This window comes from Alteromonas sp. ABM1_013 (assembly GCF_056160505.1).
This window is the reverse complement of record NZ_JBSWXH010000004.1, coordinates 134,416-156,430: the sequence shown is the minus strand read 5'-3', so window position 1 is coordinate 156,430 and position 22,015 is coordinate 134,416. Positions and strand designations below refer to the sequence as shown.

Sequence of the window (22,015 nt, the reverse complement as noted above, 5' to 3'; positions counted from 1 at the left end):
TGCTAGCATTAAAATTCGTAGCTAACGGTACCTGTAATGTTGCGACCATCACCGATATACATGAAGGCGCCAGAACGGTAGGCTGCCGTCCAGTATTCTTCGTCAAACAAGTTACCTATGTTAACACGGAAAGTCAGTGACTCTGAGTGATAGTAATTAGCGAATAGGTTAACCACCTGATAGTCAGGAACTACGATAGAGTACTCACCGGTTTCGGCGCTATAGCCCGCTGCAGTATCTGGTTGACCGCCATACATTTCTGACTGGTAGCTGTAGTCTCCACCAAAGGCAAACTTCTCATTAGGCTGGTAGCGCATTTGAATGTAGAAGCTTTCGTCTGCGAAGTTACTTAGCGCAAGGCCGATATTATCTTCGCTGTAAGACTCAAGAATTTCTGAATCCATAAATGCAGCAGACGCCTGAATGCTAAGCTTATCAGTGATATCACCGCTTAAGCCGAACTCAATACCTTCTACACGGTTTTCACCTGTGTTTAATGTACCTAGTGTTGAGTAAGCGTCGCCTACACTCTCGTGTACGTCGCTCTTAGTGATACGGAATAGCGCGGCATTTGCTACAAGCTTTTCATTGAATAGTGACCACTTAGTACCTAACTCAATGTTTTCAACCTGCTCTGGGTTAGCTTGAGACGCTTGCTCTGGCGTACCACAAATACCGCCATAACCACAGTTAGCACCTAGATCTGATTCACCGCCGTTTATGTTGGTTGCCGTGCTATACGAAGCGTAGATGTTACCGTTCTCGGTCACATCATAAACTAGCCCTAAATGACCGTTGTATAGTTCATCCGAGAACTCGTAAAGGTCGCTAGAGGTTTGGTTGCTATAGTCATAGCTGTCTACACGAAGACCGGCGAAAACATTAAAGTTATCGGTCAGCTCAAAGGTGTCCATAACGTATAGTGAGTATGTTTCAATGTCGAATAGGGCATCAGCATCTCCACGGGTATAAGCTTTACCCATTAGCGAGTTAATGTTATCGACCATGTTACCTTCACCATCTAGTAAGCAATAGCTTTCAGATACACCGCGACGACCGCTGGTTAAACAGTTTGATGGATTAGTGTAGTCCATATTGAACACGCCGTTGTCTACCGACTCATCTGTATATTCAAAACCGAATACAAAGCGGTGATCAACGCCTGCGAAAGCCGTATCCCAGAATAAGTTAAACTGGGTAGTTACATAGTCAACTTCCTGCCAACCTTGGTGGTTGCTTAGCGATAGGGTGTAAGCACCTGGCGCAGTAGGGTCGGTTGCGTCACGGTTTGTGCCTCGCATCCCTGTGGTAATATATTCGTTTTCCGTTTTACCTACACGGGTAGCGTTATAAAAACGCACGTTATCGCTAATATCATACTCAGTACGCAAGGTGAATGTGGTTACTTCCGAGTCTTGGAAGTCTTCATCTTGTGCGTACACAGGAATATCTTCAAGCGGGTAGCCTGCATCACGATCGTAATAGCTACCTAAGTCAGGAATGTCTTCTGCATTGAGGTAATACAAGTCGCCAGTGAACGACAAGCGGTCAGTAGGCTGATTCACATAAGAAAGCTGCACACCTTCACGATCGCGCTCAATACCCTCACGTCCAGGTTTATCTTCAGAAGAATAAAGGCCATTTAAGCGCACAGCGCTGGTTTCAGTCAGCGTTTTGTTTAAATCAACGGTTACTCGCTTGTGCTCGTCGGTACCTACTGCGGCATCAATACGGCCGAAGTTATAAGCGGTAGACGCTTTTTTGGTGATAGAGTTAACCGCACCACCTGAAGAGCCACGGCCTGCAAAGGTAGAGCTAGGACCTTTGGTAATTTCAACGCGTTCGGTAGCGAAGCTTTCACGGGTTGTCATACCTGGGTCGCGAAGCCCATCAACGAATACGTCGCTACGTGCTTCATGACCACGAATTATATAGCGGTCACCAAAAGCATTACCATTCTCACCCGTACCTAAAGTTACACCTGCCTGTGCTTGCAAGATATCTCTAAGATCTGTTCTTCCGCTTTCTTGAATTTGGTCTTGAGTAAGAACGCTAATGGTTTGTGGTGTATCAACAAGGTCTGCTAAGCGACGAGGATCGCCAGATTTATTGTAGCGGTAGATAGATTGCTGTACGCCGTGGATTTTAATCAGTTCTATTGCTTCGTCAGTTATAGCCTCACATTCTGCTGAAGTAGTGCCATTACAGGTTTCTACTTCTTCCTGCGCCATTACTGCACCACTACCAAATGCCAGTGCAGCGGCAATAGTCTGTGCGCCCATAGTTAACTTAGTGTTTTTCATCCTGTTTCCCTTGAGTGTGTGTAAGGAGGACGAAGTCTATGAAATATGTAAAGCAATGTAAATATAAATGATAAACATTCTCATTTGATATATTTAAAAGAGTTTTTAGTAACGCTTAATTTAAATATTCCTTATGTTTCTGTTAGTTGTTTTTGTGAGATAGCTTGCCACTTAACAAAAAGGACGTCTCATGAGGAGAGACTTTTGCTTTGCTATTAGATTCTCCGACTATTTATAACAAGTAACTTTGCCAAAAATGGCTTATATCAGAATTAAAGCGGCAGAGTAACGGTAACGATGACACCCGTGCCATCTCCTCTGTCATTTAATAAGAGCTGACCTTTATGAAAAATGGCTATCATGTTTGCGATATAAAGTCCTAGCCCTAAATGAGGAGAGTGAGTAGCGTTTTGCACGTCATTTTCTTTTCTTACCGATACCATGGATTGGGTAAGCTGACTCTTCATTCCTTTGGGAAGTAAAGGCCCAGGGTTACTCACCGACAACCGCACGGATTTGTCCTGCTTTTCTAGTTTGACGATGATTTCATCATTGTCTTTGCTGAAGTCCACAGCGTTTGACACGATTTTATCGAAAAGCTGGGCAATAAGTTCGGGTGACCCCTTAATAAGCAAACTATTGTCAGTGGAAATAAAGGTCCATTTTCTTTGCGCATAAGCGTGCTGATAGCCCTGAACACATCCGTCAATCACCTTGATAATATTAAAGGTTTCTAAGTCTTCCTGCTCAATCGCTTGCTCTAATCGCGTAGCCTCGCTCATACTGTTTAATATGGTACTTAGACGATTTACGCCCGATTGAGCTCTTTCTACAAACACCGCTTGTTGGTCAGCATCATTAACGTGAGAAAGCATATCTAACGATGACTTCACCACAGCGATAGGTGTTCTTAGCTCATGTGACAAACGAGAGGCCATGTTCTCTAGATAAGAGTTGTATTGCTGTAAGCGTGAAAGGACGTCAGCAAATGAACGGGATAAATCGCCAATTTCATCACGTTGGTTAGATACCGGCAGTGTGCCAATAATTTTACCATTGTCATCAATAACAGCTTCGGTGTTATCACGAAGGGACCGAATACGATTTGAAATTCGCGTAGCAAATAGCAGTAGCCCTAATGTACCTATGGTCATTACTGCTAAAATAACGTGGAAAAGTTGCTCTAGGGCTCGGTTTCGCAATGTGCGAATGCCATTAGTAGTTTGTTCTACAATTACCGCCCCCATCACATTGCCTTCAATAAAAATAGGGTAGGCAGCAGAAAGTACAATGGCTTTGTTATCGGGTGACAAGCGCCACAATGATTCAGGCTGACCATTTAACGCCGTACCTAAATCCTGCCCCACCAGTGCATAGGCATCGTCTAACTCATCGATAAAGTCGGCAGGTGGGCGCGTGAGAATTTGGTAGTAAAGTGGAAGTAACCACTCACTTTCTATCCAATGCCAAACCGCATTAGATGGGGCTTCTTTTTCATCGACTTTAATGCCTGTAGCCGATTGAATATCACCAGCGCGAGCGAGCACGCGTTTGTGCTTGTCCACAACCCACACCCTTGAGTCGGCATATTTCAAGCCTGCCAAAATACGCTCAATTTCAGGGGAGGGTGTTATGACAGTACCCAGTTCGGCGAGTACTTTTGTATTTGCCGTGCCAAGCGCGTATTGCTTCAACCTGCTGTTCTCATCATCAACATCGACGAGTGAAAATGCTAAGCCGCCTGTCGTCATAGACAGCGGGAAGCGCAGTTCAACATTGTAGCCATTGGCGGTTTCCTGCCAGCGACCTTGAATTGAGAGGGCGTTCTCTATTGCCCGCGTTGTAGACGTGTTGCTCGCAAGTTTGTACGCGTTTACCCAGCCACTTTCATAAGGCGCAACAACGTATCTTGCTAGTTCGCCCTCTGGGGTTTCCATGCCGATAAGTAAATGGTCGCCCGTTTCTACGCTTAAGCTATTGGGTTGCCGCCATAACAGCGCGTCATCGCTCACTTCAAACATGGCATACAGAAATTGTCCGTAGCGTCCCACCATATGTTTAAATGACAAGCTAGTGGGTTCGCCAGCAAAGCCGTTGTAATACTCAATGACTTCATTACTGCCATACTCGCTCATTAATTCGCTAACTTGCTGCCAGTCATTAAGTTCGCCATCTAGCTGAATAGGATAAGGAATAGGCGGCGCGTAAAGGTCTGTACCGGGGCGTACGTCTTGAAGATAAGCTGATTGACTATCAAATAAAGCGGGTCGTTCGTGAAGAGCAGTGGCAACGGCTCGCGCCGTACCTATCATGGTTTGCTCTTGACCATTTCTAAGGTACTGCTCAAGCTCCCACACGTAGTTATAGCCCAAGTAGGGAATGGTAAATAGGAACAACGACAGCACCATAAGCTGAAGGCGGATAGAAAAGCGAAATCCCATGTGTGTAGTCGGTTGCCTCTATTTTTTACTGATGATACACAGCGTTAAACCCACGTACTTTAAAGCTGCCAGCGATACCCCATACCGTACACGGTATCGATATGATCAAAGTTTGCGTCAAGCTGCACAAATTTCTTGCGCATACGTTTTATGTGAGACGTAATGGTGGTGTCGTCGACTACCATTCTCGACTCATCCATAAGCTGTTGACGGCTTTTCACGTGACCTGGCCGTTTGATGAGTGCGTGCAGCATCCAAAATTCTGTTACCGTCAGTAAAACAGGTTGATTTTGCCAGCTTACCGTCATTCTCGATACATCTACTTTTAAGTCACCTACTTTTAGCTCATCTTTTTGCTCTGTGGGAGCAGCAAGCAAATCTGTACGTCTAAACAGTGCGGCAATTCGGGCTAGCAGGTGGGCCATGCTGATATCTTTAGTTAGATAATCATCAGCGCCCATTCTAAGGCCACTAATAGTATCGACATCGTTATCCCGCGCAGTAAAAAAGATAATGGGAAGGGTTTGAGAAAGGCCTCGCAGTTGCTGGCACAGCATAAAGCCACCTTCAATTTCATCTTTCAAACCAATATCGATAATGGCTAAGTCGGGTAGGGTGTGGTTAAACGCTTCGGCCGCAGATGGTCTGTCTTCATAGGCATTTACGCTATATCCCTGCGCTTTAAGCGCCATAATGTAGTTTTCGCGAATGGCCGCGTCATCTTCCACTAATGCAATTGTCTTTGGCATACATTAACCCACAATTATAATTCTAATAGAACGCACACTATACCTATGAACAAAAGCTATTGCCTAAGTTCGACATAAAATCCTCAAACTTGCCTCATTTGCGCCATATTTGAGAAGCGTTGAGCGAAATTTTTATAAATAGAGCATTCTGCAACGCGAGCTTCTATCTGGCTTAGCGTTCTATTGTACTGTCTGTGTGGACTGGTATTAAACCGTCATTACATTTCCACAATTAGGCGCCTTTTCTGCCATTTGTACCGTGTTAAATAAATATTGTCTGTCGAACACAGTGCGCATCGCTTCAAAACAGGCTTCTATACCTAGTCTGTTTTAGCAAGTGCAATGTGGTTAAAGCAGACTGTGCTGTTGACGTCTCTTTTATTCTCAAGAGAGTGACAAACAGCACCGTGGAAGCGGTAAGGCTGAACTTCCATGCAGACTGGTATAAAGCTACCCTTTGCGCTGCGTGCTCCCCCAACGGTACGCAGCGCTTTTTTATTAGGGTTGAAAAAGGTCTTTTCGCACTCATTTTCTAACTGTTTAAAGCAACCACTAAACGCGAGTGTATTCATTTAATAGCATGAACTAGGTTACACTTCGTTGACTATATATTGTTAGCGACAGATAACGACATCTCACTAAAGTTGGTTAGGGCGTACTGACCTTTGGCTTTTATCAAAGGTCAGTATGTCTTAGTAGTCACACTCTCACTACGGGCAAATCATGAAAGCGTTGGACATTAAAGGGTTAACCAAAACCTACAAAGGTGGCGTACAGGCACTAAAAGGCGTCGACCTTACAGTACAAGAAGGAGACTTCTTTGCATTACTTGGCCCAAATGGGGCAGGAAAATCGACCACCATTGGCATTATAAGCTCACTTGTTAATCAAACTAACGGCAGCGTTTCGGTGTTTGGTTATGATCTCACCACGCAAAAAGAACAAGCTAAAGCCTGCATTGGTCTGGTACCACAAGAGTTCAACTTCAATCAGTTTGAGACCGTGCTGCAAATTGTGCTTAACCAAGCTGGGTACTATGGCGTACCGCGCAGTGTTGCGAAAGAGCGCGCTAAAAAATACCTTGCTCAGCTCGATCTATGGGAAAAACGCGATGCCCGCGCCCGTGAGTTATCAGGTGGTATGAAACGCCGCTTAATGATTGCTCGTGCGTTAATGCATGAACCAAAGCTGCTTATTCTAGATGAACCAACTGCAGGCGTAGATATTGAAATTCGGCGCTCTATGTGGGGCTTCTTAGAAGAGATAAACCGTCAGGGGATTACCATTATCCTCACTACTCACTACCTTGAAGAAGCAGAGATGCTGTGCCGCAATATCGCCATTATAAATAAGGGCACCATTGTGGAGAACACCAGTATGAAGGCGCTGCTGTCTAAGCTTAATGTAGAAACCTTTGTGTTAGATATCAAAATCCCAGATGGCATGACGACAACAGATGACCTATTAACAGGCTTTGAACACCGTTTGATTGACGACCATACCCTTGAAGTTGACGTAGAGAAGACCGAAGGACTAAACCCTGTTTTCACCCAGCTAAGTGAAAAGGGCGTTCAAGTAATGAGCATGCGCAACAAATCTAATCGCCTTGAAGAATTGTTTGTGCGTTTAGTTGAATCAGCTAAACAAGCTAGCTAAGCCCACAGCAGGAAAAGGTGAAGAACATGAAAACTGAAAGTACACAAATGAACACAGAAGAAAACGTGGGTTGGTTTAAGCAAAACTATGTGGCGCTAACCACTATTTGGATAAAAGAATGCACGCGCTTTTTGCGCATATGGGTACAAACCCTGGTGCCACCGGCTATTACTATGAGCCTGTATTTCGTTATATTCGGTAGCCTTATCGGTAACCGTATTGGCGAAATGGGGGGCTTTACCTACATGGAGTTTATTGTGCCAGGTCTTATTATGATGTCGGTGATCACAAACTCTTACGCCAATGTGTCATCTTCATTTTTTAGCGCAAAGTTCCAGCGCAATATTGAAGAGCTATTGGTATCACCGGTACCTACCTCAGTCATTATTCTTGGATATGTTGGCGGGGGCGTGGCTCGCGCTATTCTTATTGGCATTATTGTTACCTTGGTATCGCTATTTTTCGTTGATGTACAAATACATCATTTAGGCATTATAGCGCTGACGTTATTACTTACTTCTACCTTGTTTGCCACTGCGGGCCTGATTAATGCGGTGTTTGCCAAAACTTTTGATGATATCAGCGTGGTGCCAACGTTTGTTTTAACGCCGTTAACTTATTTAGGCGGCGTGTTTTATTCTCTTACTCTATTGCCTGAATTCTGGCAATGGGTGAGCAAAGCGAACCCTGTTGTATACATGGTAAACGGGTTTCGCTATGGCTTTTTAGGTGTATCTGACGTGAACGTGACACTATCGCTTACTTTGTTAGTGGGCTTCAACGCGTTGCTATTTAGCGTAGCGTACTATTTACTTAAAACCGGTAAAGGTATTCGTAGCTAATGGCAAGCGGTAACTCTAGAGAAATCACTACATCGCAGGTGGGTATTCACGATAAGTTAGACGACTTAGTAAAAAAGTACCAAGTCAGTGAAAACAAGAGGCCCATTAGCGAGCATACACAAGCCGCCTTTGACGAGGTAAGTGTGTGGCTTGATGCTGGCGACGGCTTCAACGGCGAGGTTATTCTAGACTCTTGCTGTGGTGTTGGCGAAAGTACGGCAAACATAGCAAGAGCTAACCCCGATGCCCGTGTTATCGGCATTGATAAGTCAGCTTTACGGGTAGATAAGCATGAGCATTACAGCGCGCAGCAGGATAACTATCGGGTGATCCGTGCTGATGTAAATGACTTTTGGCGCTTGGTAAAACAGTCTAACTGGAAGGTGACGCAGCACTTTTTACTGTACCCTAACCCGTACCCCAAAAAGACCCAGGTTCAAAAGCGTTGGCACGGCAGTGCGGCCATGGTGGATTTGATGGCGATCACCCCTAACATAGAGGTGCGAAGCAATTGGCTTATCTACCTGATGGAATTTGCGCAAGCGGCTAAACACTACGGCATGGTGTCAGACTTATCTGAAGTCACCGGCGACAATCACATGACGCCGTTTGAACGAAAGTACCGAGGTAGTGGGCAGTCGTGCTGGCAGCTAAATTGTCGCAGCGAAGAAAGTTAATAAGGCTCTCAATATTTGAGCGGCAGCTTACTTTGGATAAAAGGGCGGGGAGCTTACTTCAATACCTCGCCCTTTTTTCGTCTATATCGCTAAACGACTAGCCTATTAATGCCGTGCTGTGGCACTTCGCACATTCGCCATGGGCGGACTAAACACATAGCCCTGTGCATAGCGAATGGGCAGGCGCTTTACGCGTTCTAAATGCGCTTCATCTTCAACGTGTTCAGCTATGGTGCTTACGCTATGTCGTTCACACAGCGACAATAAATAGTCCACATACTCTCTTACTGCCTCTTGTTCGTCGTAATGTTTAATGAGTCCACCGGCTAGCTTTATGCCTCGAACTGGCAGGTTCATCAACGCCCGTATATTTCCTGGGCAAGAGCCGACATTGTCAATGAACACGCCAAGCCCGGCATGCATACTTTTTTCTATAAACGCGGTTAAACTTTTAGGGTTAGACAGTGCGGTAGATGCGCTGACTTCAATGCTCACTCGCTCTGGCGCAGGGTAACTCGCTAAGTGGGTTATAAGTGTGTTGGTAAGTTCCTGGTTATATAAATCTTTGGCACTTATATTAATATTCCAAGGAATATTCACATCGTGAAAGTAACTGGCACACTGAACGAACATACTTGCTGCAAGTGAATTTACATGTTGCTCTCGTTCAATAAGATAAAGAAATTCGCTGGGCAGAAAGGTTTTATCCCCTCGTGTAATCAGGCGCGCCAAGCATTCGTATCGCCATACCCCTTGGCTATTTAAATCAACGATGGGTTGAAAGTAGGGGACAATATCTTCTATGGAGAAATCCTCGGATATTTCGCGTATGGGCATAAACCGACCTCCTTGCAATAATGTATCTAATAGTGACTGATACGTCGCTGACACCTGTACTTAACAGCTATAGCAGACTGCGCATTCGCACTATTCATAAATTAAATATAGTTGAGAGTGCAAAATTTTGCGGTACTAATTTGAAAGAAGTATTGTTTATCCTTGCAGGTCACATCACTAGACAGCTAAAGGTATAGTGTGTCCGTCATGTCCATGAAAATTGACTAACTAGTCTGAATGTTTCACATAAGACAGTGAATTGGCGGTTTCTGCCTCTTGGCGAGCATTGCAATCTGATGTAAAGTGCCACACCCTGAAAGTATTGTGATAAGTTTCAGGTTTGGCAACGAATGGACCGCGTCAACGCGCATTAGCCTAGCCGATATCTAGTTTTTATAGCAACGAGGTATAGGGGTTAAATAGCTGCTGTTTAAGAAGCATGCTAAATGGCTGAAAGGAAAAGTAAGTGTCAGGCCGGTATCCTACAAAACCGCCTGTTTATTTCGCCCAATAAATGTAAGCGAAATGTGTGATTGTTTAAAGTATGAGGTGTGTTGAGTGGGTGAAGCGCAAGTTAGTTTAGAGCACCTGTTTAGGGTCTTTACCAAACCTGAACACAAAGACTCAAAGCTGGCTCAAATAGAGCAGCATTTATCTGACAATATCTTAGATTTTTTGTCGCAGCATGTAGTGACAAAAAAAACGTCGTTAGAAGAAATTGAAAAAGATTTTTCAGACTCCAAAGTGCCTGAGTCGCCTGAGTTTGTGTCTACTCATGCTGAAAGCTTACTTGATAAGCTCGTTGCACACTCTGTAAATACTTACTCGCCTACTTTTATTGGTCACATGACCTCTGCGCTACCTTATTTTCACCTACCGCTTTCTAAGCTAATGGTAGGGCTTAATCAGAACCTGGTTAAAATAGAGACCTCTAAAGCCTTCACGCCACTAGAACGTCAAGTGCTGGGGATGATGCACAACCTTGTGTATGACCAGCCTCAAGGTTTTTATGATGAGCACTTGCACAGTGCAGCACACTCATTAGGCGCATTTTGTTCAGGCGGTACTATCGCTAATATCACTGCTTTGTGGGTAGCTCGTAATAAATTACTCGGCCCGCAAAAAGGCTTTTCAGGCGTGGCTAAAGCGGGTCTTGCCGCTGCTTATCGTCACTACGATATTAATAACTTAGGGGTGATGTGCAGCAAACGCGGCCACTACTCATTATCAAAAGCAGTAGACGTACTAGGCTTAGGTCGTGAGCAGTTACTAACGGTCGCTGCGCCGAAACAAACCCTAGATCCAGCGAAAGCCCTTCGCATTGGTAAACGTTATCAAGAGGAAGGGAATAAGCTTCTTGCTATCGTTGGCGTGGGCGGTACCACTGAGACCGGTCACGTCGACCCACTGGATGAGCTTGCTGACGTTGCAAAAGAGCTTGGCTGCTGGTTCCACGTAGACGCAGCTTGGGGCGGCGCTACCTTATTTTCTGCGCGTTATCGCGACCGATTAAAGGGTATTGAGCGAGCAGACTCAGTCACCATTGATGCTCACAAGCAAATGTATGTGCCTATGGGCGCGGGCATGGCCCTTTTTAAAGACCCACAACATGCCAACGCGGTAAGACATCATGCTCAGTATATTCTGCGTGCAGGCTCTAAAGATTTAGGTGCTACCACGCTAGAGGGCTCCCGTAACGGTATGGCTATGATGGTTTACTCGGCGCTGCATATATTTGGTCGCAAAGGTTACGAACTCCTTATTGATCGCAGCATCGATAAAGCCAAAGACTTTTCACAAATGATAGATAAGGCGAGTGACTTTGAATTAACTACTACGCCAACGTTATCGCTATTGACCTATCGAGTGTGCCCTGAAGAGGTACAGGAAAAGTTAAAGCACGCTAACGCCCAAACGCGTAACGCAATTAACCAAAAAGTTGACGCGCTCGTTGTCGCAGTTCAAAAGCAGCAGCGTGAAGCTGGTAAGTCATTCGTATCTCGTACTCGTTTAGAAGCGCCAGATTACCCATCTCAGTGTATTACCGTATTTCGCGTAGTGTTAGCGAATCCGCTTACTAGCCATAACGACTTGGCAGCAATTTTGGCTGAGCAACACTTAATTGCGAAAGAGACACAGGCTTGGAAAGAGCTAATGGATTTTGTTAGTGAAACAGAAACTCTAGCTTCATAGGTGAAGCATCTTAAATGCTAGCCTCTAAGGTGTTAGCTTTTTAAATTCGAGTAGTTTCTAGGCTAACGAAAAAGCTAATGTTTCAAAGCGAACAAACAAAAACGCCCGGTGCTGGCTCTGTTTAAGAGTGTTGCATCGGGCGTTTTTTCGTTTATAACTGACTTTCGCTTAACGTCGAGTAATTTGCATGTTATCAATTAAGCGCGTCTTACCCATAAACATAGCAACTAGCAATACTAACTCTTTGTCGCTATCGCTAGCCGCTTCAAAGGTGGCGGCGTTAACTACCTGACAGTAGTCCTTCTTAAAGCCTTTCGCTTCAAGGTTAGCAACCATAATATTTTCAAGCTCAGCAAAGTGAGTATTACCATTTTCGATGCTCGCTTTAATACGCTGCATCTCTTCAAAAATAGCGCTTGCTGTGGCTTTTTCTGCCTCTGTCAGGTAGCCATTTCTAGAGCTCATTGCCAGACCTGACGTCTCGCGCTCGGTAGGTACGCCATGAACTGTTACCGCCATCGACAAGTCGCGCGCTAGAGCGCGAATAACTTGTAGTTGTTGGAAATCTTTCTCGCCAAAGAAGGCATCGTCTGGCTGTACCATGTTAAACAGTTTAGTAACCACGGTTGCCACGCCGCGAAAATGTCCTGGACGACTTGCCCCACAGTGAGAGTCTGATATACCAGGCACTTCAACAAAGGTTTGCGCGTCTAGACCTGCCGGGTACATCTCAGCAACACTTGGTAAAAATACGGCATCTGCGCCCACCGAAATAAGCTTAGCTTTATCTTCTTCAATAGTGCGTGGATAGGCGTCTAAATCTTCGTTCGCACCAAACTGCATGGGGTTAACAAAAATGCTTACCACCACTTTGTCGTTGTGTGCTTTTGCTTTTTTGACTAGTTTAAGATGACCGTCGTGCAGGTTGCCCATCGTGGGAACAAAACCTACGGTTTCACCATGTCGACGCCACGTATTTACGGTGTCGCGCAATGCTGAAATACTATCAAGCACCTTCATATTTTACCCCGTTATTCGAAGCTGTGTTCAGCAGAAGGAAACGCACCGCTTTGCACATCTTCAATGTATTTTGACACTGCTTTACGCATATCACCGGTTTCTACAAGATAGTTCTTGGAAAACTTAGGCATGTAGTTGGCGCTGATACCAAACATATCGTGCATCACTAGAATTTGGCCGTCGGTATCTTTACCTGCGCCTATGCCTATTACAGGTATGGTTAAGGCTTCGCTTACTGCTTTTCCAAGTGATGAAGGTACGCATTCAAGTACCAGTAGCTGAATACCGGCTTCTTCTAATGCTTTTGCTTCACTAAGCAGCTTTTCCGCTTGGCTTGCTTCACGGCCTTGTACTTTAAACCCACCGAATACGTGAACTGACTGCGGTGTTAAGCCTAGGTGTCCGCACACGGGCACGCCGCGAAGGTTTAAGCCTTTAATGGTGTCGCATAACCAGCTTCCGCCTTCCATCTTTACCATGCTAGCACCGGCAGCCATTAGCTTTGCTGCATTAGTGTAGGTCTGCTCTGGTGTAGCGTAAGACATGAATGGCATATCAGCTAAAACGAAAGCGCGCTCGGTACCACGTCGTACACTTTTTGTGTGGTAGGCAATATCGTCGATAGTTACCGGAAGGGTATCGTCCTCTCCTTGAAGAACCATGCCTAAAGAGTCGCCGATAAGAAGGGCGTCTACGCCTTGTTCATCAAACATTTTGGCGAAGCTGGCGTCGTAAGCGGTTAAAGAGGTGATCTTTTCCCCAGCCTGCTTTTTCTTAAGCAAGCCAGATACTGTTACTTTCTTCATGACATGTCTCAGATTGATATTTGTTGATATCGTGTGGCGAACTATACGGATTTTGTTGCTAATTGGAAGTCTCGCAGACGACTAAGTCCGTCTAGCGAGCAGTTAGCAACCCACGCTGAAATAGGCTTACCGTCGTGCATTACCATATTAGGGGCAATTTCAAACAAGGGGACCATAACGAACTCACGCTCTGCCATACCGTAGTGAGGGATAATCAAATCTGCAGTATCGATAGTTTCACTGCCGTATAGCAGTATATCTAGGTCCAGCGTGCGCGGGCCCCAGCGTTCACCCTTACGCTCGCGGCCTTCTTCTAGCTCGATGCGCTGAAGTTGTTTTAATAGTCCGTGAGGTTTAAGCGACGTTTCTATTAAGCATACTGCATTAATATAGTCAGGTTGGTCTTGCGGCCCCATCGGCTTACTGGAATAAAGTGAAGAGGTTTTAAGTACGCGAGTATCTTCTAATTGGTTAATGGCATCAAACGCACGCTGCGCTTTTTCTTGGCTATTGCCAAGGTTGCTACCTACGCCAATGTAAACGTGCTCTTTATGCATCTGGACCTCGTTTCGCTGCTGGTTTACGCTTGCGTTTACGCGGTGCACCTTTTCCGCCACCCTCGCTTTTGCGAAGTGCGTTAAGCATGCCTTTTTGTTTACCATTGTCAGCGTGCTGGAAGTGCGTCCACCACTGAGCTAGCTCAAGCAGATCGCCGCCTTCTATTTGACCTCGAGCCAATAAGAAGTCATAGCCAGCTCTGAACTTAGGGTGAGTAAGCAATTGAAACGCGCGACGACCAAAGCGTTTAGGAAGACGCTGCTGTAAAATCCAGATGTCACGTACCACGGTAGAGAAGCGCTTAGGTATCATAATGCGTTGCGTCTGACGGGCAATAACTTCGCCTGATGCAATGTTAAATGCGTCGTGTGCGTTTAAGCCAGACTCACTTTGCAAGCGCTGTGACTGCTCTTCAACCGGATACCACAATAGTGCCGCATAAAGGAAAGCGGGCGTAACACGCTGATCGTTGTTAATGCGTTCATCGGTATTGGCAAGCACACGGCGCACAAACTGCATCTCACGGCTGTTTTCATCTTTTAAAAAAGGCGTAAGCTGAGGGAATAAAGGCTCAATTAAACCGTATTCGTGCAGCATTAAGAAGGTTTCTTCCCCCTTACCCGATAAAAACAGTTTAAGAGTTTCTTCAAACAAACGTGCTGGTGGTATGTTCTGAAGAAGATTCGCCAGAGATTTCATCGGTGCCGCGGTTTTTTCTTCGATGCTCATGCCAAGTTTAACGGCAAAACGTACCGCGCGTAGCATTCGCACTGGGTCTTCACGGTAGCGTGTTTCTGGGTCGCCAATTAGCTCAACTTCACGCTTTTCTATGGCGGCTAGACCATTTGCAAAGTCTTTCACCGTAAAGTCAGCCACACTGTAATACATGGCATTAAAGGTAAAGTCACGGCGCTCAGCATCTTCTTCGATAGAGCCAAAAACGTTATCGCGTACTAGTTGACCATGTGCGTCACGCTTAGCAATAGCTTTGCCCTTAGGCAGATTTTCGTCTTCGTCGGACTCTTGGTGGTGACCACGGAATGTGGCAACTTCAATAATTTCTCGACCAAAAACAATATGAGCTAAGCGAAAGCGCCTGCCTATAAGGCGGCAGTTTCTGAATAAACCTTTAATCTGTTCAGGTGTAGCATTAGTCACTACATCGAAGTCTTTTGGTTCGTGACCCATCAAAATATCGCGTACACAGCCTCCGACCAAATAGGATTCGAAGCCAGCTCCATTAAGGCGATACATTACTTTCAATGCATTTGCGCTTACATCTTCACGAGAAATGCCGTGTTCTCCACGGGTCATTGTCCTTGGCTTCAAAGCGTCAGAGGACGAGCTCTCTTTTGAAAAAGCGCGCTTAACAGATTTAAAAACACGATGAATGATGATGGTATCTCCGCAGACTATAAAGGTTCGCTATAATAAGTGGATTCATGCTGTGGAACAATAATTTCGGGTGTTTTCACTACTTTTTTCCTATCCCACATCGAAATAGCCGCTTTAAGCGCTGAATCAATATCATCAAATTCTGATGCAATTGGAAAGGAAAAGCCTAAAAAGTCCATCACACGCACAACATTATTTAGCGCGGTATTGTTGTTAACGGGGGCTGCTCGGTTTTGTTTACTGAGTTTTCTGCCTGGCACGACAGCCGCTACCGGCACATGCCCGTATTGAGGGGCGGTGTAACCAAGTGTTTTATACACCGCGCGTTGCAATGGCGTTACATCAATTAGGTCGCACCCTCTGATTACACAGTTAACTTGCTGAAATACATCATCCAAAATGACCACAAGATTGTAAGAAAACAAACCGTCACGTCGCTTAAGTACTACATCTTCGGCGTTTGAACTAGAAGGCGTAACCTTACCAATGAGCACATCTTCAAAAGCTTCAAGTGGTGTATCTACTTTTAACCGTAGTGCACAGTCCTGTGTATCTATGCTCAACAACTTGTCTCGGCAATTACCGTTATAGATACCGCCCATAGCTTTAATTTGCTTACGTGTACAGGTACAACGATAAGCTCGCTCTTGAGCAAGTAAATCATCTAGTATCGCTTGATAACGAGGATGTTGCTGACTTTGGTAAATGACATCGCCATCCCAATACAAACCATGGGCTTCTAGCGTGGTAAGAATGTCCTTGTCGACGCCCGCTATGCAGCGTGGTTCGTCGATGTCTTCCATGCGAAGCAACCACTTGCCGTTATGGCTTTTCGCGTCTAGGTAGCTGGCAACAGCAGTAACGAGTGAACCGAAATGTAATTGGCCGGAGGGTGAGGGAGCAAAGCGCCCTACATAGTGGTTATGCATAATTAAGGTTTAACAAAAAGCCCCATCTTTTTGGGATGAGGCTTTCTATATCAACATACTCGCGGTTATTAGCTTAACCTTGAAGTTGTTTTTCTTTGATTTCAGCCATGGTCTTACAGTCGATACACAAATCAGCTGTAGGACGTGCTTCTAAGCGACGGATACCAATTTCGATACCACAAGAATCGCAGAAGCCGAAATCGTCTTCTTCAATGCGCTTAAGCGTTTTTTCAATTTTCTTTATTAGCTTACGCTCACGGTCACGTGTACGTAACTCAAGGCTGAACTCTTCTTCTTGAGCTGCACGGTCTACAGGATCAGGGAAGTTTGCTGCTTCATCCTTCATGTGCGTTACCGTACGGTCAACCTCTTCACGAAGTTGATTGCGCCACGCTTTAAGCAATAGACGAAAATGCTCAAGTTGGGGCTCGCCCATATACTCTTCGTCAGCTTTTGGCTCGTACGGCTGCAAACCTGCCAGCGCTAATAGTCCTAGGGATTTTGTTTCTTTTCCTGTTGGCATCTGCCACATCTCCTACACTACGACATCCATCTTGTCCTGATTGGACCGATATCTATATCAGACTCGACAGCTTCAGGCAATCGATCGTGTCTATGTAATTATTATGCTGGTGTGTTGTTTCTAACATTTGCCAGATGTTTAATCATTTATACGACTGGCTACCAGCAAACGCATTAGTGCGTTCTACCACTAAAACAAGGCGCAAATATGAAGACGAAATGAAAAAAATCAACCTATTTTTTATAAAATCACAGGGAGTGATTGATTTAATAGGATTTTTTGTTCATCAATTATACAGCCTGCGGCAAGTACAGTTACGCCTGCATTAGCGGCAATCTGTACGCTTTCGGCATAAGTTGGATCAATATGCTTGGCAACTTGAACACTTTCAATAGCGGTATGTTGCACGCAGAATAACAAGCTGGTCTTTATACCGCCTTGTGCTAGGCTAGCCAGTTCCAAGCAGTGTTTTGCACCTCGCTGGGTTACCGCATCGGGAAAGTAGCCTTTACTATTATCCGCTAAAGTGACGGATTTTACTTCCATGTATTCTGTAAGTTCTTGACGCTGCGCGTTTTCCCTTGTTAACGCGAAGTCGAATCGGCTGTTGGCAGTTGGCGGTGTTACTTCTGCTTTCCAACCGCCGATATCGGAAAATTCACCTAGCACCTTGTTATCTAGTGCTTCTGCCACCAACTTATTAGCATTGTGTGTGTTAATGCCGATGAAGTGACCATCAAACGTTTGGGCTAGTTCCCATGTATACTTAAGCTTTCGCTTTGGGTTTGTCGACTCACTTAAGAAAACCGTGTACCCCGGTTCAGCGCAGCCGGTCATTGCACCTGTATTTGGACAATGAGCAGTAACGATTGAACCGTCGTCTAGCTCGACGTCGGCAAGAAACCGCTTGTACCTTTTAATCAAGGTGCCACGTTGTAACGAAGGTGAAAACTTCATGTATCGCCTTTTTTATGAAAATTAGGTTCACCGCGTAGACGCTCCCTGCCAATACTCGTGTGCTATGGCATAGGGTTTATAGGGAACGCACAACATGTTCGCGGTATGCAGGCAAAAGAGAGTAACAAAGATTTGAGCAAGCGCAAAAAGCGCTTATCGAAAATATAACGATGTATAAGGAATAAAACGCGATGGCAGAATTTACCGTAAGCCTTTCAACCAATAGTGCTGAAGCTGTATGGGGCGAAAGCGCTAAGCTTTCTTTCACTGAATCAGGCGCAGTTATTCACCTGCCAGATGACAAGCTTAACGAGCGATTAATTCAGCAAGCAGCGAGAAAGTTAGATGGTCTAGGGTTGCCTGCCGTTGCGCTTAAGGGTAGTTGGCATAAAGAGCAACAGTGGGCTTTTGCACTTAGCTTTACACGTGCACTTAAGCCTGCCTCTATCCAATGGGCGGATACGGCTGACAAAGCCGCCTTAGAGCAGGAGTATGCGGCATTATTATTTACCCGACAGCTGGTAAACGAAACGCCGGAAGACCTTAGCCCTGAGACATTAGCGACACGTGCTGCCCAGTGGCTTAAATCACTGGGTGGGGACAAAGTCTCTTACTCAATGACTGTAGGTGAAGACCTTAAAGAGCAAGGCTGGATAGGTATTTATAACGTAGGTCGTGGTAGTGAACGCCCGCCTGCAATGTTAGTTCTTGATTACAACCCCACAGGCAACGCAGATGCTCCCGTCGATGCCGTGCTAGTAGGGAAAGGCATCACGTTCGACAGCGGCGGTTACAGCATTAAATCTAGCGAAGGCATGCTAGACATGAAATGTGACATGGGTGGCGCAGCGACTGTTACAGGGGCATTAGGGCTATCTATTTCTCAAGGCAGCGAAAAGCGTATTCAGCTTATTTTGTGCTGTGCAGAAAACCTAATTAGCGGTCACGCTTATAAGTTGGGTGATGTACTTACCTACAAAAATGGGGTAACCGTTGAAGTTGTTAATACCGATGCTGAAGGACGTTTAGTATTGGCTGATGGTTTGATGGCCGCCACGGAAACTGGCGCACCGCTTATTATCGATGCAGCAACGTTAACGGGTGCAGCAGTGGTTGCACTGGGTTCTGATTATCACGGCGTATTCTCGCTCGATGATAATGCACGCGAGCAAATGCTTAAAGCCGCAAAAGCAGAAAATGAACGCTTTTGGCCATTACCCCTTGAAGGCTTTCACGCAGACCGTTGCCCTTCAGCGTTTGCTGACACGGCAAATAGCCGACCGATGAAAGGTGGTGGTGGCGGCGGTGCGTCAAACGCTGCGGGCTTCTTATCGCGCTTTGTTAAGCCTGAAGGCTGGGTGCATTTAGATTTGGCTGCGGCCTATCACGGTGGTGCAACCGCTGAAATGCCGGTAGGTGCTACAGCAAAAGGCATTCGTTCAATAGCCAGAATGCTGAAAGATTTCACTGCATAAATAAAAAAACAGGGGGGCTTCACAGGGTGTCGCCCCTTTTATTTAGCTAGATCCCGCCTAAGCGTTCAGCTAGTTTCTTATAACGTTCAACGTCACCGCTATCAAAAAGTGGGTTACCGTCGGTATCTTTGTCTTTTGATACTAAAAGGCTTTCGCGCTCTAGACGCTCAACGCGTACTTCTTGCACACCCAGAAATGCCGCCACTTCTTTTACCGTCATCAAACTCATTACAATTTTTCCTATTGTGGTTGTTTTTGTTAGGTTTTAACCAGGCCTCTACTTTGGTCAAGGCTGTGTGGTCTTGTCATTACATCAGAAGCGCTGTGTACAAGACATTACCTAAAAGGCGAATAAAAAACTAAACCTCCAGCTATGGTAAGCGGTCCTATTTACGCATTGCATAAACCAAAGGTTAGATAAGGTCATCGTTGCTACGCCTGTTACATACTGCTTCCTATTGTTTTAGTTAAGCCCATTTTTGTCATTTTTCGAGTCTTTTTTCCCGATTCTTTTAATGTTCGCCAATGATGGGCACGTGCTTATTATTTAAAAAATCGGCGTTAGATAGATATAAAGTGCAGCAGTCGAGTGTTAAAAGGTGTTTTTTACTCACTCTGCTTGGTTTACCATTGCGCGCCATAACCACCTATCTGCATGAATCTTGAGTTATACTTTACGATTCACGCTATAAATTGGGCTTACGCTCTCAATCGGAGACAATAAAAAAATGGATACCTGGTCCGCTGCCGTCATGCTTTTTTTGATCATGGATCCGCTCGGTAATCTGCCGGTTTTTATGTCGGTGCTTAAATCCATTGAGCCTAAAAGACGACAATTCATTCTTATTCGAGAGTTATTGTTTGCGCTTGGTATTTTATTCTTATTTCTGTTCAGCGGTCAGTCGGTACTCAATTTTTTAAATGTAGAGCAAGAAACTGTAAGTATTGCCGGTGGCATTATTCTATTTCTTATCGCGCTTAAGATGATATTTCCGTCGTCTGGTAACCCTAGCGGACTTGCTGTGGGTGAAGAACCTTTCTTGGTGCCTCTTGCTATTCCTATGATCGCAGGTCCATCAACGTTAGCTGCGTTAATTCTACTTGCTAATCAAGCACCGGATAGAATGGTGGATTGGTCACTAGCGCTTGCCGCTTCTTGGTCGATTAGCGCAGTGATCTTATTATTTTCAAACGTATTTCATAAGATTTTAGGGGAACGTGGCCTAGTTGCGATGGAGCGATTAATGGGTATGATCCTCGTTATGATCGCTATCCAAATGTTGTTAGATGGCGTTACCAAATATTTCATGCATGCCACTGGAGCCCTTTAAATGGCAAAGCAAAAACTTAATACCTTTGGGCGTGTCCGCGCCTTGGAAGGCTGGAAAGCCGTTGCATTCGGCGCTGCGTTACTTGAACGTATGTTGCCTAACTACACGCTGTTTTGTGAGCTTACAGAAAGTGGTGATGCGAATGCCTTACGCAACTGCTTAAACTTGGTCTGGGAAACACTTAAGTCTCCTAAAAGTAAATTTAATATTGCGGTACAGCTTGAAAAAGTAGAAGTTGCCACCCCGGATACCAGCGAACACGATAACTATGGCGTGTACCCTGCTATTGATGCAGCCATCGGATTAGCTGGCCTACTCAACCTAATAGCAGGTGACGACCCCCAAGGTGCTGTGGTAATCAGCAAACTATCTCAAGGTAGCGTTGAAGCTTATTTATTAGAAAGCGAAGAAGCTGATGATGAGACAGTGAAAGGTCATCCGCTTATGGAATTTGAAGTAGAGGTACAAAACGAACTGCTCGATTACGTTGAGCAGGGTAAGTATCCTGCAAAAGCAGCAGACGAAATGAAAGCCCTCGCGCTGGAAGCGGGTATCTCAAACATAGGCCTTGAACTTTAAAGGAGCTAGGCCGTGCACTCTAGGTAAGTTCACGGCTTCGCGCTACGCTAAACGTAGGTACGTTTTATTCGCCCACTTCTATTAACATATAGCGCAGTGCGCTGGTGTGTTTTTCTTTAATCACTTGCCAGTGGGTAGGTAATGTGGGTGTTGTGAGTGTACTCTCATGCTCTAAGTAAACTACGCTGCCGCTTTGCACTAGGTTATTTTCTGCAAGCGATATAAGCGAAGGTGCTACTAAATCTTTGCCGAACGGCGGATCAACGAATACTACATCGTAGGGTGATCCGTTGAGCCCCTTCAAGATGTTTAGCGCATTACCTTTATGGACATTGGCTGACGCTACTTCATTTGCTTTAAGTAAAGAAAGGTTACTTTCTAGCTGCGAAGCAGCCTGATTATCTAATTCAATAAAATCGCAATGCGCTGCATAGCGCGATAATGCTTCTAAGCCCAGTCCACCCGAACCCGCAAATACATCTAGACAGCGTGCGTCGTTAACATAAGGCATTAGCCAGTTAAATAAGGTCTCTTTATTCCTGTCGGTAGTGGGCCTTAACCCTTCTGCATTCAATACAGGTAGCTTTCTACCGCGCCATTGACCACCAATAATACGTATTTGACCGGTGCTATTTGCACGTTGGGCTCTACCATTTTTTGGTGAATGAGGTTTTTTTGCAGAAGATGGTGCCCGAGTAGGGCGAGAAACTCGCTTCATAGTGGCCGACAGTGGTATCATGCGTT

General features: G+C 45.2%; 21 protein-coding genes. 7 read left to right on the top strand and 14 right to left on the bottom strand.

The annotated features are described in order from the left end of the window. Window positions 1-8: 8 nt before the first annotated feature. The 4 genes from ACXAGK_RS12600 to ACXAGK_RS12585 form a co-directional block, all read right to left on the bottom strand. Window positions 9-2,303 (bottom strand): TonB-dependent receptor, encoded by a 2,295-nt coding sequence (locus tag ACXAGK_RS12600; protein WP_474856497.1) that lies wholly within the window; start codon window positions 2,301-2,303, stop codon window positions 9-11. A 272-nt stretch (window positions 2,304-2,575) separates the two neighbouring features. Then, window positions 2,576-4,744 (bottom strand): proteobacterial dedicated sortase system histidine kinase, encoded by a 2,169-nt coding sequence (gene pdsS, locus ACXAGK_RS12595; protein ID WP_474856496.1) that lies wholly within the window; start codon window positions 4,742-4,744, stop codon window positions 2,576-2,578. A gap of 59 nt (window positions 4,745-4,803) precedes the next feature. After that, window positions 4,804-5,493 carry a proteobacterial dedicated sortase system response regulator gene (gene pdsR, locus ACXAGK_RS12590; RefSeq protein WP_179984790.1) on the bottom strand — a complete coding sequence of 230 codons (690 nt, stop codon included), beginning with the start codon at window positions 5,491-5,493 and terminating at the stop codon, window positions 4,804-4,806. Between the two features lie 320 nt (window positions 5,494-5,813). Then, window positions 5,814-6,065 (bottom strand): hypothetical protein, encoded by a 252-nt coding sequence (locus ACXAGK_RS12585; protein ID WP_474856495.1) that lies wholly within the window; start codon window positions 6,063-6,065, stop codon window positions 5,814-5,816. 151 nt (window positions 6,066-6,216) lie between these two features. Between ACXAGK_RS12585 and ACXAGK_RS12580 the strand changes: the two genes are divergently transcribed. From ACXAGK_RS12580 to trmB, 3 genes are read left to right on the top strand one after another with little or no spacing between them, the layout of a single operon-like run. After that, window positions 6,217-7,149 carry an ABC transporter ATP-binding protein gene (locus ACXAGK_RS12580; RefSeq protein ID WP_474856494.1) on the top strand — a complete coding sequence of 311 codons (933 nt, stop codon included), beginning with the start codon at window positions 6,217-6,219 and terminating at the stop codon, window positions 7,147-7,149. 26 nt (window positions 7,150-7,175) lie between these two features. Further along, window positions 7,176-7,991, top strand: a complete 816-nt coding sequence (locus ACXAGK_RS12575; protein WP_474829535.1) for an ABC transporter permease — start codon at window positions 7,176-7,178, stop codon at window positions 7,989-7,991. Next, window positions 7,991-8,668 carry a tRNA (guanine(46)-N(7))-methyltransferase TrmB gene (gene trmB, locus ACXAGK_RS12570; RefSeq protein WP_474856493.1) on the top strand — a complete coding sequence of 226 codons (678 nt, stop codon included), beginning with the start codon at window positions 7,991-7,993 and terminating at the stop codon, window positions 8,666-8,668. The genes ACXAGK_RS12575 and trmB overlap by 1 nt, the downstream gene beginning before the upstream one ends. A 105-nt stretch (window positions 8,669-8,773) precedes the next feature. Here trmB and ACXAGK_RS12565 read toward each other — a convergent pair whose 3' ends face one another. Then, complete coding sequence (locus ACXAGK_RS12565) at window positions 8,774-9,505, bottom strand: EAL domain-containing protein (RefSeq protein WP_474804260.1); 732 nt, start codon at window positions 9,503-9,505, stop codon at window positions 8,774-8,776. Window positions 9,506-10,063: 558 nt separating this feature from the next. Between ACXAGK_RS12565 and panP the strand changes: the two genes are divergently transcribed. Then, the gene (panP, locus tag ACXAGK_RS12560) at window positions 10,064-11,698 is read left to right on the top strand and encodes a pyridoxal-dependent aspartate 1-decarboxylase PanP (protein ID WP_474856492.1); all 1,635 of its coding nucleotides are present in this window, start codon (window positions 10,064-10,066) and stop codon (window positions 11,696-11,698) included. Between the two features lie 168 nt (window positions 11,699-11,866). On the opposite strand, the gene panC is transcribed toward panP, so the two are convergent. The 7 genes from panC to sfsA form a co-directional block, all read right to left on the bottom strand. Then, on the bottom strand, window positions 11,867-12,718 hold the full coding sequence (gene panC, locus ACXAGK_RS12555; protein ID WP_474856491.1) for a pantoate--beta-alanine ligase: 852 nt from the start codon (window positions 12,716-12,718) through the stop codon (window positions 11,867-11,869). 11 nt (window positions 12,719-12,729) lie between these two features. Further along, a complete protein-coding gene (gene panB, locus ACXAGK_RS12550; protein ID WP_014980494.1) occupies window positions 12,730-13,524 on the bottom strand; it encodes a 3-methyl-2-oxobutanoate hydroxymethyltransferase in 795 nt (264 codons plus the stop codon). A gap of 41 nt (window positions 13,525-13,565) precedes the next feature. Beyond that, window positions 13,566-14,081: a 2-amino-4-hydroxy-6-hydroxymethyldihydropteridine diphosphokinase gene (gene folK / locus ACXAGK_RS12545; protein WP_474804270.1), complete on the bottom strand. Its 516-nt coding sequence runs from the start codon at window positions 14,079-14,081 to the stop codon at window positions 13,566-13,568. Further along, window positions 14,074-15,396, bottom strand: a complete 1,323-nt coding sequence (gene pcnB, locus ACXAGK_RS12540; protein WP_179984782.1) for a polynucleotide adenylyltransferase PcnB — start codon at window positions 15,394-15,396, stop codon at window positions 14,074-14,076. The genes folK and pcnB overlap by 8 nt, the downstream gene beginning before the upstream one ends. A gap of 98 nt (window positions 15,397-15,494) precedes the next feature. Continuing rightward, window positions 15,495-16,406, bottom strand: coding sequence for a tRNA glutamyl-Q(34) synthetase GluQRS (gluQRS, locus tag ACXAGK_RS12535; RefSeq protein ID WP_474856490.1), 912 nt, complete (start codon window positions 16,404-16,406; stop codon window positions 15,495-15,497). 73 nt (window positions 16,407-16,479) lie between these two features. After that, window positions 16,480-16,929 carry an RNA polymerase-binding protein DksA gene (dksA, locus tag ACXAGK_RS12530; RefSeq protein WP_012519849.1) on the bottom strand — a complete coding sequence of 150 codons (450 nt, stop codon included), beginning with the start codon at window positions 16,927-16,929 and terminating at the stop codon, window positions 16,480-16,482. 240 nt (window positions 16,930-17,169) lie between these two features. Beyond that, window positions 17,170-17,886 carry a DNA/RNA nuclease SfsA gene (gene sfsA / locus ACXAGK_RS12525; protein WP_474856489.1) on the bottom strand — a complete coding sequence of 239 codons (717 nt, stop codon included), beginning with the start codon at window positions 17,884-17,886 and terminating at the stop codon, window positions 17,170-17,172. Window positions 17,887-18,077: 191 nt separating this feature from the next. Here sfsA and pepB point away from each other — a divergent pair, with 191 nt between their 5' ends. Next, window positions 18,078-19,361 (top strand): aminopeptidase PepB, encoded by a 1,284-nt coding sequence (gene pepB / locus ACXAGK_RS12520; RefSeq protein ID WP_474856488.1) that lies wholly within the window; start codon window positions 18,078-18,080, stop codon window positions 19,359-19,361. 46 nt (window positions 19,362-19,407) lie between these two features. Here pepB and ACXAGK_RS12515 read toward each other — a convergent pair whose 3' ends face one another. Beyond that, the gene (locus tag ACXAGK_RS12515) at window positions 19,408-19,590 is read right to left on the bottom strand and encodes a helix-turn-helix domain-containing protein (RefSeq protein ID WP_118491748.1); all 183 of its coding nucleotides are present in this window, start codon (window positions 19,588-19,590) and stop codon (window positions 19,408-19,410) included. A 499-nt stretch (window positions 19,591-20,089) separates the two neighbouring features. On the opposite strand from ACXAGK_RS12515, the gene ACXAGK_RS12510 reads away from it, so the two are divergent. Together ACXAGK_RS12510 and ACXAGK_RS12505 are read left to right on the top strand one after the other, a co-directional pair. After that, window positions 20,090-20,692: a YhgN family NAAT transporter gene (locus tag ACXAGK_RS12510; RefSeq protein ID WP_118491750.1), complete on the top strand. Its 603-nt coding sequence runs from the start codon at window positions 20,090-20,092 to the stop codon at window positions 20,690-20,692. After that, window positions 20,693-21,271 carry a YjaG family protein gene (locus tag ACXAGK_RS12505; RefSeq protein WP_474856487.1) on the top strand — a complete coding sequence of 193 codons (579 nt, stop codon included), beginning with the start codon at window positions 20,693-20,695 and terminating at the stop codon, window positions 21,269-21,271. Window positions 21,272-21,335: 64 nt separating this feature from the next. Here ACXAGK_RS12505 and rsmD read toward each other — a convergent pair whose 3' ends face one another. Further along, the gene (gene rsmD / locus ACXAGK_RS12500) at window positions 21,336-22,010 is read right to left on the bottom strand and encodes a 16S rRNA (guanine(966)-N(2))-methyltransferase RsmD (RefSeq protein ID WP_474856486.1); all 675 of its coding nucleotides are present in this window, start codon (window positions 22,008-22,010) and stop codon (window positions 21,336-21,338) included. Window positions 22,011-22,015: the final 5 nt, after the last annotated feature.

Excerpts from the sequence above, each read along its gene's own strand:
- ACXAGK_RS12585 (WP_474856495.1), bottom strand. The coding sequence starts at position 6,065 with ATGAATACACTCGCGTTTAGTGGTTGCTTTAAACAGTTAGAAAATGAG.
- folK (WP_474804270.1), bottom strand. The coding sequence starts at position 14,081 with ATGCATAAAGAGCACGTTTACATTGGCGTAGGTAGCAACCTTGGCAAT.
- rsmD (WP_474856486.1), bottom strand. The coding sequence starts at position 22,010 with ATGATACCACTGTCGGCCACTATGAAGCGAGTTTCTCGCCCTACTCGG.
- pdsR (WP_179984790.1), bottom strand. The coding sequence starts at position 5,493 with ATGCCAAAGACAATTGCATTAGTGGAAGATGACGCGGCCATTCGCGAA.
- trmB (WP_474856493.1), top strand. The coding sequence starts at position 7,991 with ATGGCAAGCGGTAACTCTAGAGAAATCACTACATCGCAGGTGGGTATT.
- panB (WP_014980494.1), bottom strand. The coding sequence starts at position 13,524 with ATGAAGAAAGTAACAGTATCTGGCTTGCTTAAGAAAAAGCAGGCTGGG.
- pepB (WP_474856488.1), top strand. The coding sequence starts at position 18,078 with ATGGCAGAATTTACCGTAAGCCTTTCAACCAATAGTGCTGAAGCTGTA.
- dksA (WP_012519849.1), bottom strand. The coding sequence starts at position 16,929 with ATGCCAACAGGAAAAGAAACAAAATCCCTAGGACTATTAGCGCTGGCA.
- sfsA (WP_474856489.1), bottom strand. The coding sequence starts at position 17,886 with ATGAAGTTTTCACCTTCGTTACAACGTGGCACCTTGATTAAAAGGTAC.
- ACXAGK_RS12510 (WP_118491750.1), top strand. The coding sequence starts at position 20,090 with ATGGATACCTGGTCCGCTGCCGTCATGCTTTTTTTGATCATGGATCCG.
- ACXAGK_RS12580 (WP_474856494.1), top strand. The coding sequence starts at position 6,217 with ATGAAAGCGTTGGACATTAAAGGGTTAACCAAAACCTACAAAGGTGGC.
- ACXAGK_RS12575 (WP_474829535.1), top strand. The coding sequence starts at position 7,176 with ATGAAAACTGAAAGTACACAAATGAACACAGAAGAAAACGTGGGTTGG.
- gluQRS (WP_474856490.1), bottom strand. The coding sequence starts at position 16,406 with ATGCATAACCACTATGTAGGGCGCTTTGCTCCCTCACCCTCCGGCCAA.
- ACXAGK_RS12600 (WP_474856497.1), bottom strand. The coding sequence starts at position 2,303 with ATGAAAAACACTAAGTTAACTATGGGCGCACAGACTATTGCCGCTGCA.
- ACXAGK_RS12505 (WP_474856487.1), top strand. The coding sequence starts at position 20,693 with ATGGCAAAGCAAAAACTTAATACCTTTGGGCGTGTCCGCGCCTTGGAA.
- panC (WP_474856491.1), bottom strand. The coding sequence starts at position 12,718 with ATGAAGGTGCTTGATAGTATTTCAGCATTGCGCGACACCGTAAATACG.
- ACXAGK_RS12565 (WP_474804260.1), bottom strand. The coding sequence starts at position 9,505 with ATGCCCATACGCGAAATATCCGAGGATTTCTCCATAGAAGATATTGTC.
- ACXAGK_RS12515 (WP_118491748.1), bottom strand. The coding sequence starts at position 19,590 with ATGAGTTTGATGACGGTAAAAGAAGTGGCGGCATTTCTGGGTGTGCAA.
- pcnB (WP_179984782.1), bottom strand. The coding sequence starts at position 15,396 with ATGACCCGTGGAGAACACGGCATTTCTCGTGAAGATGTAAGCGCAAAT.
- pdsS (WP_474856496.1), bottom strand. The coding sequence starts at position 4,744 with ATGGGATTTCGCTTTTCTATCCGCCTTCAGCTTATGGTGCTGTCGTTG.